General features: G+C 26.2%; 14 protein-coding genes and 1 tRNA gene. 5 read left to right on the top strand and 10 right to left on the bottom strand.

Annotated features, from left to right (window positions below; translation table 4 throughout):
* Window positions 1–3: 3 nt before the first annotated feature.
* The 3 genes from ABNT63_RS09955 to ABNT63_RS09965 form a co-directional block, all read right to left on the bottom strand.
* Window positions 4–957 (bottom strand): ROK family protein, encoded by a 954-nt coding sequence (locus tag ABNT63_RS09955; protein ID WP_348735614.1) that lies wholly within the window; start codon window positions 955–957, stop codon window positions 4–6.
* A gap of 66 nt (window positions 958–1,023) precedes the next feature.
* A complete protein-coding gene (locus tag ABNT63_RS09960; RefSeq protein ID WP_348735615.1) occupies window positions 1,024–2,007 on the bottom strand; it encodes a Gfo/Idh/MocA family protein in 984 nt (327 codons plus the stop codon).
* Window positions 2,008–2,017: 10 nt separating this feature from the next.
* On the bottom strand, window positions 2,018–3,502 hold the full coding sequence (locus tag ABNT63_RS09965) for a glycoside hydrolase family 1 protein (protein ID WP_348735616.1): 1,485 nt from the start codon (window positions 3,500–3,502) through the stop codon (window positions 2,018–2,020).
* A 72-nt stretch (window positions 3,503–3,574) separates the two neighbouring features.
* Here ABNT63_RS09965 and ABNT63_RS09970 point away from each other — a divergent pair, with 72 nt between their 5' ends.
* On the top strand, window positions 3,575–3,775 hold the full coding sequence (locus ABNT63_RS09970) for a hypothetical protein (RefSeq protein WP_348735617.1): 201 nt from the start codon (window positions 3,575–3,577) through the stop codon (window positions 3,773–3,775).
* A 60-nt stretch (window positions 3,776–3,835) separates the two neighbouring features.
* Here ABNT63_RS09970 and ABNT63_RS09975 read toward each other — a convergent pair whose 3' ends face one another.
* Window positions 3,836–5,929, bottom strand: a complete 2,094-nt coding sequence (locus tag ABNT63_RS09975; protein ID WP_348735618.1) for a PTS sugar transporter subunit IIC — start codon at window positions 5,927–5,929, stop codon at window positions 3,836–3,838.
* A gap of 45 nt (window positions 5,930–5,974) precedes the next feature.
* Window positions 5,975–6,238 carry a PTS sugar transporter subunit IIB gene (locus tag ABNT63_RS09980; protein ID WP_431607829.1) on the bottom strand — a complete coding sequence of 88 codons (264 nt, stop codon included), beginning with the start codon at window positions 6,236–6,238 and terminating at the stop codon, window positions 5,975–5,977.
* A 179-nt stretch (window positions 6,239–6,417) separates the two neighbouring features.
* Here ABNT63_RS09980 and ABNT63_RS09985 point away from each other — a divergent pair, with 179 nt between their 5' ends.
* On the top strand, window positions 6,418–6,609 hold the full coding sequence (locus ABNT63_RS09985) for a hypothetical protein (protein WP_348735619.1): 192 nt from the start codon (window positions 6,418–6,420) through the stop codon (window positions 6,607–6,609).
* 19 nt (window positions 6,610–6,628) lie between these two features.
* Here the strand turns inward: ABNT63_RS09985 and ABNT63_RS09990 are convergent, their stop codons facing one another.
* From ABNT63_RS09990 to ABNT63_RS10010, 5 genes are all read right to left on the bottom strand, one after another.
* A complete protein-coding gene (locus ABNT63_RS09990) occupies window positions 6,629–7,195 on the bottom strand; it encodes a hypothetical protein (RefSeq protein WP_348735620.1) in 567 nt (188 codons plus the stop codon).
* Window positions 7,196–7,397: 202 nt separating this feature from the next.
* Window positions 7,398–8,012, bottom strand: coding sequence for a hypothetical protein (locus ABNT63_RS09995; RefSeq protein WP_348735621.1), 615 nt, complete (start codon window positions 8,010–8,012; stop codon window positions 7,398–7,400).
* A gap of 9 nt (window positions 8,013–8,021) precedes the next feature.
* On the bottom strand, window positions 8,022–9,428 hold the full coding sequence (locus ABNT63_RS10000) for a glycoside hydrolase family 1 protein (protein ID WP_348735622.1): 1,407 nt from the start codon (window positions 9,426–9,428) through the stop codon (window positions 8,022–8,024).
* Between the two features lie 63 nt (window positions 9,429–9,491).
* The gene (locus ABNT63_RS10005; RefSeq protein WP_348735623.1) at window positions 9,492–10,034 is read right to left on the bottom strand and encodes a DUF402 domain-containing protein; all 543 of its coding nucleotides are present in this window, start codon (window positions 10,032–10,034) and stop codon (window positions 9,492–9,494) included.
* A 403-nt stretch (window positions 10,035–10,437) separates the two neighbouring features.
* A tRNA-His gene (locus ABNT63_RS10010) sits at window positions 10,438–10,513 on the bottom strand.
* Window positions 10,514–10,744: 231 nt separating this feature from the next.
* Here ABNT63_RS10010 and ABNT63_RS10015 point away from each other — a divergent pair.
* From ABNT63_RS10015 to ABNT63_RS10025, 3 genes are all read left to right on the top strand, one after another.
* The gene (locus ABNT63_RS10015; RefSeq protein WP_348735624.1) at window positions 10,745–11,263 is read left to right on the top strand and encodes a YigZ family protein; all 519 of its coding nucleotides are present in this window, start codon (window positions 10,745–10,747) and stop codon (window positions 11,261–11,263) included.
* Window positions 11,264–11,546: 283 nt separating this feature from the next.
* Window positions 11,547–11,690: a hypothetical protein gene (locus ABNT63_RS10020; protein WP_348735625.1), complete on the top strand. Its 144-nt coding sequence runs from the start codon at window positions 11,547–11,549 to the stop codon at window positions 11,688–11,690.
* A gap of 641 nt (window positions 11,691–12,331) precedes the next feature.
* Window positions 12,332–12,781 carry a DUF3627 domain-containing protein gene (locus ABNT63_RS10025; RefSeq protein ID WP_348735626.1) on the top strand — a complete coding sequence of 150 codons (450 nt, stop codon included), beginning with the start codon at window positions 12,332–12,334 and terminating at the stop codon, window positions 12,779–12,781.
* Window positions 12,782–12,839: the final 58 nt, after the last annotated feature.

Raw genomic sequence — 12,839 nt, forward strand, 5'->3', positions numbered from 1 at the left:
TTCTTATTTTGTTTTATCCATTTTAGAAAGCGCATAATACCCTGCCCCATACATTCCTGCCTTATCTTGTAAATTTGAAATCTCAAGAGTGAAAGTTTTTAACATAAAATCACCAATTCGTGCTTTTACTAATTCTTCTAATATATTTTTTAATTTTACTCCTAAATTAGTAACACCCCCAGCTAAAATAATGACTTCTGGGTTCAAAATATATAACATTGTTACAATGTGATACGCTAAGGGAATCAATCCTATAGTAATTGTTGCAATTGTTAATTCATCATTTTGATCAAATAAGGGTTTAATATCAACTAATTTTAAAGCATGTTGTTCTTTTTCTTTTAACTGGTGTAATAAACTACCCGGATTTTTATCAGCAGCTTGGTTAATTAATTTTGTCAAACCTGTAGCTGAAGAAACTGGTTCAATACAATTTTCTAATCCACAAGTACAAGCAAATAATGTTTGAAAAGAACCGCCATGACCAAGTTCGCCAGCAAAACCATTTGCGCCTGTTCACAACTGGCCATTTAAAACAATTCCACCACCAATTCCAGTTCCTAATGTATATAAAACTAATGATTCTTTTTTATCATAAATCCGATCTCAATATTCTGCTAATGCAGCTGCATTAGCGTCATTAATAATATTAACTGGTTTTTGAAAAATTTTCTCAGCTTCTTCTTTAATATTAAAATTACATCAATTTAAATTACCAGCTAAAACAACAATCCCATTTTTTTCATCTAAGAAACCAGGAATTGCAAAACCAATTTGACTAATTGTTGCTCAATCAATTTGATGTTGTTTTAATTGCTGATCAATTTCTTCTTTTATGGTTTGTAAAATTACTGCTTTATTTGTTTTAACTTTAAATTCACAACGAATAACTTTTTTTTCTGAAAAAACAGCACATTTAGAGCTAGTTCCTCCTAAGTCAATTGCTAAAACATTCATTATTTTTTTCCTCTCTATAACTCAATAATTTAATGATCATTAGTATTATTTGTTAATTCTAAAATTTTAATAATTTCTAATTAAATTACTTTTGGAACAACATTTGACTCATTTTTTTTTATTTTTTCATAAATCATACACATGTTCAATTTCAAACCGTAGTCCTTCACCAGCGGTTGTAAATGGTTCATCAATAGTTTTAATTAAATTACCTTGTAAATCATAAACTTGATAAGTATATGCCATATGACAAGAATATTTCTGATAATCAACATTGTATTTTTGCAAATTACCACCTAATTTAATGTAACCTTTTGTCCCTAAAATTTGTGCTGATAATTCACTAGATAAACTATCACTAGCAATAATTGTTAAAATCCCATGATTTTTATGACGAATATTTAAAATAGAAGTAGAAATTGCATTATGTGTTGAATAAGCATTATTTAAATGTGTTACTAATTGAGCTGGTCCTAATAAATCAAGTCCAATAAATAAAGCATACATTCCACCAGCTAAATGTAGTCCAACAAAATTTTTATCATTTGATTTTGGTTCTGGTTTTTTACCACTTGTTGAAACTTTCGCATGACTAGCATTCAAATATTCAATTATTCCAATTAAACCAGATTTCAAATCTGCTTTCATCATTTGATAAGCTGGTGAAAATCCAGTTTTAATACCATCAAATAATAAAACATTATTTGTTGTTGCTAAATCATATAACTCTTGTGCAGTTTGATATGATAATGTTAATGGTTTTTCACAAAAAACATTTATTTTATGGGACAATAATTGTTTAGAAATTTCATAATGCGTTGCATCACTTGTACCAATATATACTAAATCAAAATTTGTAGCATCTTGAATTAACTCATCTAATGACTGGTAAACTTTGTGAATTTGGTAAATATCTTTATATTGCAAAGCTTTTTCATAAGTTAAATTATAAATTCCAAATAAAGTAATTTGATCTTTACATTTTGTATTTTGTAAATCATCTAAAAATCATTTTGTAATTCGTCCTGCACCAATTAATACAATTTTCATGTCAGCCTCCTTATTTATATCAAAAGTCTCATGTTGTTAATTCCGTCTTTAATAAATTCGTTAAAACATCAATATCATCATATGCAAGATTTTTACCATTTGTCGCAATTACTCGTTTATATCAAACATAAGATAATTTTGGTGTTCGCGTTTTAATTTTACTATTAAAATCAACAGAAACCAAGCCATAATCTTTCCGATATCCTCCACTTGGAGAAAAAATATCACAATAAGTTCATAATGAATAACCAATTAAATTAACTCCACGCTCAAGTGCTTTAAATACTTCTGCTAAATGTAAACTTAAATAGCGAATCCGATCTTGATCTAAAATTAATGGTACTGCTTTATTATCAAAATCACCCATTCCATTTTCAATAATCATTACTGGCTTTTGATACTCTTTTCATAATATTTCAGCTCCAATTGCTAACATCTTTGGGTCAATAATTCAATTTCATTTTGTATATTTAATATCTTTTGGAAATACTTGTTTAAAACCCGATATAAAAAAAGTATGACTTTTTTGGTGCAATTCTTTTAAATTATCAACATAATTATCCCTAGTAATATAACATGGACGATAATAATTTCAACCAATTAAATCCAATTGATGTTTTTTTAATAAGTTTAAATCTTCATTACTAATTATAAAATCAATGTTTTCATCTTCTAATCATTGGAAAAAAATATCTGGATAAGTTCCTTTTAAATTTGGATCCAAAAAGAAATTTTTAAATCATTGGTTATACTTTTCAACTGCTGCTTCATCACCTTCTCGGAATTGATATGGTGGCGCTCAATCATGGTCAATTCCTAACATTGTATCATTAGCAAGATAACCTTTTTGCTTAGCTAAATCAAATTCTTGTTTTGTAATTGCTGCACTAAGGTTTAAATGATGAATTGCTTTAGCAAAAGCTGTTTTATTATTTTTTGCTGGTGGTAAATAATCATTTAAATAAGCATCTAATGTAAAAGTAGAATTCTCGTCATTAACAAATCATAAATTACTATATTTCCCTAAATATTGAAACACAATGCGTACATAGTTTCGGAATCATTCAATTACATTACGATTCTCAAATCCACCTTGAATTTCTGCCCACATTGGTGTATCTCAATGATATAAAATTGGAATTGGTTTAATTCCATTTTCAACTAATGTTTTAAAAACATCATCATAAAATTTAATCCCTTCTGGATTAAAATCAGTACTATTTTTAGAAAAAATTCGAGTTCAATCCATATTATAAACTAATCCTTGTAAACCCATTCGTTTCATGATTCGAGTATCAGTCTTATACTTACTATAAAAATCAGCTGCAACTTCAATTGAATTAATTTCCCTTTCTGCCTTTCCTAATGGCGGAATTGAAAAATTACGTTTTGTAAACTCATCTCAAATTGATTCTGTTCGTCCACCTAAACTACGACCTCCTTCAATTTGAAATGCACATGTTGATGCAGCAAAAATAAATTTCTTTTTAATCATAATTTTCCTCTTTCTGATTTTTATTATTGTTTTCTCTATTATATTTCGTTAAAATTAAGAAGGGTGATTGAAATGACAAATCAACAGATTATTATTCTAATAGCAGTAATTTTCTTTATTATCCCATTTATTGTTTGAACAATTGTTCGATTTAAAACAAAAGTATTACAACGCTATTCAGCATGACATAAAATTGCTTTAATTTTATCATATAGTATTTGTTTAAGCATTTTTTTAATTCTCTTAATTTTAGCTGTAACTATTTTTGCTTAAAATAATTTATTAAAAATTGAAAAGCACCAACCACTAATTACTTAGTAGTAGGCGCATTTTTTATTTTTTAGCAGCATGTTGTGCTGCTTTTTTTGCTTCCCGAGCTTTTTTTAATTCTTCTTTTGCTTTTTGTTTTTCAGCTTTTGCTTCTGCTTTAATCTGATTACGATATTCTTTATCATGCAAATATTTCATTTCTTCTTCATATGCAACAGTATCTGTTTTTTTCAATTTACGATAATAAGTATAATTATCTAATAAAATAAATGGAATCCAAATTGCTGTTGAAACAGCAAAACAAATTAGTGCAATCAGAATTGCCATTGGGTCAACAGTTGCTAAAAGTGCTCCTAAAAATCAAGGTGTTGTTCAAGGAACCGTTACATAGACAACATTAACAATATGTAAAGGTCCTGTTGCCACTCAACCAATTAACATTGCAGTCATTGGTGATAAAATAAATGGCACAAGATAAGTTGGATTTAATACTAATGGAAATCCAAAAATAACTGGTTCATTAATATTAAAACATCCTGCAGGTAGTGCATATTTTGAAACTTCTTTTAATTCACGACGACGAGATAAAATTAAGACCATAATTAATAATCCTAATGTAGCTCCTGATCCTCCAATATTCATATAAATATCAAAGAATGGTTTTCCAAAGATTCCAACTTGATCATTTAAATTTGTTCTTGCTGATAATCCCGCCGAAATTAATGCTGTATTAACTCCAATAATCATTCATCAAATTGGTTCAAAAATAGCCGCCATAATGTTTGAACCATGAACTCCAAAGAATCAGAAGAATGAAATAAAGAATACATAAAGAACTGCTAATCCTAAACCACCATTCCCTGTGGCAAAACCAATAAATGATGAAGTAAAGAATCGGTAAATTGCTGCCCCAAATCCAAATGCATTAGATGAAATTGGAACTGTTACATAATGTAAAGAAACTGTTAAAAATACTTCACCAGCAGCATTAGTTGAAAAAAACATATTTGTTGATAAATATTCAATTCCTTTATTTCCTAAAATAGTTCCACCAAAATTACCACCTTTGGCCAAAATAAATTGACCTAACGAATTTCAGCCTGTTTGGGTCATTAAACCATCAGCATTTCTTGGATCAAAACTTGCAAATCACGCTTCCATTGCACTTTGATCTCCAAGTCCAAAATTACTAATTGCAGTTTCAACTGCTTTTAAATCAGCTTGACCAAAAATCAAAGCCCATCCAGCTCCTTTTGTTGCTAAGTCTCAACTACCATTAGGAAGTTTAGCAAAAATTTCAATACCATAAGTAGAAGATAAGAAATCTGCAAAACTATTAAGTGTTACATTTGCACCTAATGTTGGATCTCATAAGTTTCCTGATGAAACAAGAGTATTTCATTGTTCAACTTCAAAACCAATATTTGGTAATGCAATTGCTGGTGCTAAAAATAAAATATTAAAAACACCAATAATACTTAATGTGAAAACCATTGGTAAAAATACTGCAAATGATTTTCCCACCGCTGGTGGTACACCAGCAGGTAATTGAATTTCTAATTTTTTCATATTTCCAAACCAAACAAATAGTTCAGTTGTTGTTATCCCAATAATTAAAACGGTAAATAACCCCTTCGAATCCATAAAGAAGGAAACTTGTCCCATATTTGCAATAATGAATCCGGCAAATGATGCTAAACCAGCAATAACCGGTGATTTATAATTTCTTGATAAGGCTAAGAAATAACCTAATAAAAATGCAAAATACAATGACATTGCTCCAATTGTTGCAATTTGAATTTGCCCAAAAGCTAATTCTCCAATTGATGAGGCTTTTCCTCAACTAGTTGATGTATCAGCAAATAAACCTCCTATTGAATCCCAACTATATCCGGCTGCCCTGGCAAAAAGTCCTAATAATGATACTTTTCCTGAACCAGCTCCTCCGAAGATAATTGCATCAATTAATAAACCAATTCCTCCTGCAATAATTAATGGAATCATTGTTCCAAATGCATCACGAATTGCTGATAAATGACGTTGATTTCCTAATTTAGACATTGTTGGCAATGCCTTATTATTTCATCAACTTTTAAAATCCATACTCTTGGTTTTTTTACTCTTTTCTGAATTAAATTTATCATTACTCTTTTCCATTATCTTGAAAATTCCTTTCTAAAAATAATACTTATCTTTCTAAAATTACCCAATTAATTGTAAAGCTAATTCAAGAGCTTCTTTTCCCTTTCCTAGCGCATAAACATTCGCTGGAATAACTGAAACAGGCTTTTTTGTCATACTTTTAATATTATTTTCAATATATTTTACTTGTGGACCAAGTAAAATTACATCATAATTTTCTAATACAGATTGTGCCTCAGCCATTGCTTTTGCTTCAACATGAACATCAACATTCATTATTTCCGCTGCTTCTTTCATTTTTTTAACTAAAATTGAAGTACTCATTCCAGCTGAACATACTAGTAAAATTTTTTTTATAACATACCACCTTTCTAATCAAATTACCTTTACCTCAATTATATATTATGTCCTTTAAAAAAGCAATATTTTTTAAAGTAATTTAAAAAATAAGAAAATTATTTTATTTTTCTGATATAATTTTCCAAGAGAAAGGTAAAAATAATATGGTATCATCTTTTATAATTTATTTTACTTTTATTCCAGCTACAATATTCTTTATTATTTGAATGACAATTCGTATTATTGAGAAAAGTTTTCATCGTTATTTATATTATAAAAACCATATTCTCTTAATTTCGGGTACAATTTGTAGTTTAACTGTTTTAATAATTATTATTGTTGCTTTTATTGTCTAATATTATTTTTTACCATTGTTTAATTATTAACACTGAAAGTAAAATTTATTATCTCAGTATAAACTATCTCTGATAATGAAAAAAGTGATCCAGAACTAAAATCAGGTGATAAAGCAATTCCTATTTTATCAAGATTTAATTGCGGATATTGAATTGCCAAAACATTTTTTATCATAATAATATAATCTTTTGTACTAGAAACCCTATTGTTAAAGTTTAATACTCCTAAATCAACATTATTTGGTACTATCTTATTCAACTTAGTTGGTCTAAAAACATTAACTCTCATAATTGCTTCATCAGTATAAACACTTGTATCATTAGTAATAATTTTAATATTTTTATTTTCACATTCTTCAACATTAATTTTACTAATATCTAAAAAATAAAAAAAATGAAGATTATTTTTAATTTTTTGTAATGTTAATTCTTCATTTTCATATAAAATAACAGTTAACTCATTATTATCAATAATATTAAATAATTTCCGAGCCTTTTGTTTTTCAGAACTTGTAATAGCAGTAGTTCCCTGCACAATTTCGATTGTAAATGTTAGCATTGTTAATAAATATAAAATTTTTTTCATCATTATTTTCCTTTCTTTTGATTATTTAAAAATAATAATATTTTTTGTAAGTAAAAGCGGAATGGTTAATACTGATTAAATGTTCTATATTTTAAAATTAATAGTTCTTTAATTAATAAAAACCTAAACCACAACAATATGATTTAGTAATAGAATTTTATTAAAAAAGAAGATATATTACAATATATCTTCTTTTAATTTTTTATTTAGAAAATAACCGAATTGTTGCCAATCGTTCTTTATATTTACTCATTTTAATCTCATAATTAGTTAATTGTTTTGGTGATAATAAGTCTAAATTTCGTTTTAACTCATACATTTGCATATCAAAGCGAATAACCTCAGCTTTAAGATAATTATTCCGCATAATTTGTTCTAAATAACCTGTTTTTGCTTTTAAACTTTTAACAATTTCTAAATAAATAATCTTTGTTTCTTGTCCATTTTTTTTACTAAGAAAACGAAAATTTTTACTAATCCAAGCTTCGGATGTGAATCATTCTAGTGTTACTTCCTCATTCTCATTAAAACAAGCTAAATGCATTTCTCGTTTCTTATCCTTTGTTCCTGCTCGGTAAAAAGCATCATTTTCTAAATCATCATATGTTAGGTTAGCATTCATATCATGCGCCAACATTGTTAATAACATATGAAAAGTTTCACCTAATGGTTTTTTAACTTTAATTACCCGAATTAACTTTAAAATTCGTGATGCTTCACTATACCGTGAAACATACACTTGTTGATTAAATTTGCTATGATTATCATCATATTCTTTTCGTAAAACAATTAGACGCTCTGAATCTATAATTTTCATTTTAAATCCTTAAATTACTTCTGTTTCATATTCAAATATACCTGTTTTAGCAGTTTCAGCAATAAAATTAGCTGATTTTTTTAAAACCCTTTTACCGTTATTAGTTAAATCTAATTGAACAAATCCATAACGATTTTTATACGCATTCATTCATGATCAATTGTCAATATAAGCTCAAGAATGATAACCAAAACAATTAGAACCTTCTTTAATTGCTTGATGAACTCAAACTAAATGTTCTTTAGTAAAATCAATGCGATATTGATCATTAATAATACCATGTTCTAAAAAACGCTCTTCATTCTCAACTCCCATTCCGTTTTCTGAAATATAAACTGGAATGTTATTATAATGTTCTTTTAAATTCATTAATGTGATATAAATTGCCTTAGGAAAAATTTCTCATCCTCGGTATGGATTAATACGACGCCCCGGCATTTCATAAGGTTGGTAAAAATAGTGTGGTGTAATTACTCCATTAATAAAATCTGGAATAAAATCAACGCCTTTTACTCGAGCTGGTTGATAAAAATTAACTCCTAAGAAATCAATTTTTAAGTTCTCATCTTGAATTAATTCTTCATCTCCATCAGCAATTTGTCACATAAAGTTATATTTTTTAGCAACTTCTTTTAATTCTTGTGGATAAACATTTTTAACCATTGGATCTAAAAAACAATTAATTGTAAACAAATCATGTCATTTTGCTGCTTCTAAATCAGCTTTATTTTTACTACGAGGAATTGATGGTGAAATGCTTAAAATGCACCCAATTTCTCCTTTTAATTTTAATTGTCGAAATACTTTAATTGCTTTTAAATGAGCAATTAAAGTATTCCATTGGGCTTGCATACCATGTTGCATATTAACTTCATTTGGAAAATGTCAATCATATCAATAACTACCTTCAATTACAACAATTGGTTCATTAAAAGTGGTAAACATTTCAACTCGATCACCAAATAATTCAAAACAAGTTTTTGCATAAAAAACAAAAGCATCAACGACTTCTCGTGAAAGTCAACCACCTTTTTGTTGTGCTCAATATGGCATATCAAAATGAAATAAATTAATAATTGGTTTAATATTATTTTTTAACATTTCATTAATTACATTATTGTAAAATTCAATTCCTTTTGGATTAACTGTTTTTCCATCAGGAATTAATCTAGTTCATTGAATTGATGTTCGTAATGAATTAAAATTTAACTCCCTTGCAATTTTAATATCTTCTTGATAACGATGGTAAAAATCATTCAAACAAGGTTGTTGATTAAAAAAACGGTATTTTTCTAACTTAAATCAATGATCTCAATTTGATGCAGATTTCCCATCTTCCAAAGATGTCCCTTCTGTTTGCGGACCAGAAAAAGCACTACCTCATAAAAAATTTTTTTTAAAATTATACTGCCCCATTAGAAATCTCCTCTCTAAAACACTTTTATTATATCTATTATTTAGAGAATAAACAATAAAACATTATTTAAGTAATTTGGATTTTAATACTAAATATTGTTTCCATAATGTTTCTACACGACTATGTTTAAAAATAAAAAGTTTATTTTTAATTAAATGTTTTAAATTATCAATTTCTGTTCAAATTGTATTAACAATATCACGACTATATTTTCAGGCAATGCGATTTCGATTAAACTCTTTTAAATCTAAAATTTTATAACTACCATCGGCAAAAACTTTAATGTCTAAATCATAATCAATATACTTAATTGTTTTTTGCTCCATAATAAATGGTGATGCAATATTACAATAATAATTTATTCCGGTATCTTTAAGCATACAAATAATATTACTTCAATTTTTCCGATTAAAAATCCAGATTGCTGGTTCATTTGTTTTTCATTTTCTACCATTCAATTCTGTAACAGTAACATCTTCATTTACTAAAACAATATATTCTTCTTCTAGTAATAAAACAACTGCTGATTCTCAACTACGGTAAACTGAACCATTATGTTTATAAGCATGTACTAAGACACTATCTCCAACTTGTAACGAGTCCATAATGTTACCTCCTATAATTTACTTTTTTAAAATTACAGCAAAAAAACAACTAAAAATAATACAATAAAAAATTATGTAAAATTATTAAATTTAAATTGCCATAATATTTAATTTTATTTTGATATTAATTACTTTAAAATAAAATGCTATCTTAAATACGTCAACATTTTCATTATATCAGTTGTATTTATTAAGTAAATAGACAGACTTTAACTAATTAGAAATTTTTTTATTGGAAATAAATTATTTTGGAAATTATAAATTTATATATTGCTTTTTACAAGACCTTATAGTTAAGTAAAAATCTCCCCTATTTGTTTGATAATTTTAATAGGGGAGATATTATGTTAGATTTGATATTTTTTCTTTTTAAAAATAAAAAAACTACTTTTGTAGTTAAAAATGGGGCGGCTGATGGGACTTGAACCCACGAATGCCGGAGCCACAATCCGGAGCGTTAACCTCTTCGCCACAACCGCCATATCTGATTATATAAACAACCTTATTTATTATAACTTAAAACAAAAAAATGTAAATAGAATTATTCCTACATCTTAAAAACATATTTTTTATAACATTAAAATAAATAAGATATTACTTTAAAAAGGATTATTATGTTAATAAATCTTATCATTAATTTTATATTATATAATATATTAGGTACAGCTATGTAGTACCCAAGGGAGTAAAAATAGAAAAAAAATAACAAAATGTATATAATTAAGAAAAATAAAATTTTAACTAAAAAATTAATAATTCGTAATGTTAAATTTCTTTGTTTTGCTAGTTACGTTCAAACTGAAACAGATGTTATTAACTTCTTAAAAAAGTATAAAGATAAAAAATCAAACCATAATGTATATGAATATGTCATTGGGAATTGTCGTGAAAATATTTACAAAACCGATAATGATGAAAAACGACATATTGCAGGAAAAACTATCTTAGAAAATATTATTGAAAAAAATATAACAAATATTATTGTTCTAGTTCTTTGGTATTTTAATTCAATTTACAGTTTACCCAAAGATTGAATTAAAAATGGATATGCAATAATTACGCGTATTATTTTAAATTCTGTTCAGTTAGAAAAAATTAATGAACAAATTAAAATTGGAATTTTATTACGCCTATTAAATGAAGTATTTTTACGAGAACTTTTAGACAAAAATAAAATTAATTGTAGAAACCACATACATTTTGTACTTTTGTGGTATTTACAGTTTTAAAAATAAATTTTATTAATATTTTAAATAAGGAGTTGGAATTATGCAAACAAAGCAATATTTTATTTTGCGGTCGTTAGTGAAAAAGTATGGAAAAGATATTGTTATTAATACTGTCAATAAGATAGCAAAAGATATTGAAATTAAAAAGTAAAAGAATAAATTATTCCGCGTAATTTATTAGCAGATAATTTATTCAATAATGTTTTTTAAGTGGATCAAAGCGACAACGAGCGGAGCGAATTTGCAAATTTCAATTTTTTAATTTATTGAAAGGAGTTATATCATGCCAGTATGATTAACATGAATATTTAGTATTTTGATTTTGTTAGGTATTTTTGCGTGAATTGGTTTATCAATTTATCAAAAAGTTAGACAAATTCAAGGTAAGAAAAAAGAAAAAAAAAGAACTTGAAAAAAAGGAGGATAGAAAATAATGAATTTTTTAGCAGATGCAGTTACTTTTGGGACTGAAATGGATTCTATTTGAACTGGGTTAGGTAATACAATGGGTAAAGTAAAAGATGCTGTATATGGTATTTTACCGTAGTTAATGATTTTTTTAGGTTATGCGTGAATTATTTTAATTCCATTTGGATTATTTATTATTATTAAGATATTAAACTTTTTCCGTCATATGGTTAAAGGATTTTAATAGAATATAACACTATATTTTAAGTTATTTTAAACAAAATTAAGGCACACTAGTTTATTTATTTTTTATTAATTTATTTTATATAACTATTACTTTAAAACTTAATAGTATTTTTCAGTGTGCCAATTTTTACTATTTTATATATTTAACATTGTTAATAACATTGTTTATTAAACATTAAATAAGCAATATATTAGCATTATGTATAACATTGTTAATAATCAATGTTTTTATCAATAAATAAACAATATATAAACATTAAATATAACATTGTTTATTAAACAAACATTTAGTTAGGAGATGATAAGTAATGATTAATTATTTTGAATATAAATGTGAAATTTGTTTTAATGATATGAAAAGATTACGATTTGATGAATTTTATTGTTTAAATTGTTATAAAGGAATTTAAAAAATTGATTAGTTTTGTTAAGAAAAATCAAAATATAGAAAATTATTTTATTAACAAGGAACTTATTCCTTTTGAAACAGATAAAGCAAGTTTTATAAATTTACCTAATCATAATCGCCATATTGGTTTTTGATTGAGTAATAAATTTATTTATCCTAGTGAAAAACATTCAAATCAAGTAGCAATCGGTTTAATTTATGATAATTCTTATCGTATTGTAAAATATGATGAAAATTTAAAACAACACGATTGAAAATTTTTAACTGGAACAGAAATAATTGATTTGTATAGTCAATATAAACATAACTATTTTATGCTTATACATAAAGCATTATTTTTAAATGAACCTAAAAAAGTAAAAACAAATAACAGCAATAATTTAATAAATTGAAATGACGAAAAAGTAGAACAATTAATTCGCGATTTGAAAGAATTAGATAATGAGTTTATATAATTATTGAGTTCAATTTGTTAGTTATATAATTGGTTCTAATGCCCCAGAATTTTTATAT

Source organism: Spiroplasma endosymbiont of Ammophila pubescens (genome assembly GCF_964020965.1).
Taxonomy (GTDB): domain Bacteria; phylum Bacillota_I; class Bacilli_A; order Mycoplasmatales; family Mycoplasmataceae; genus Spiroplasma.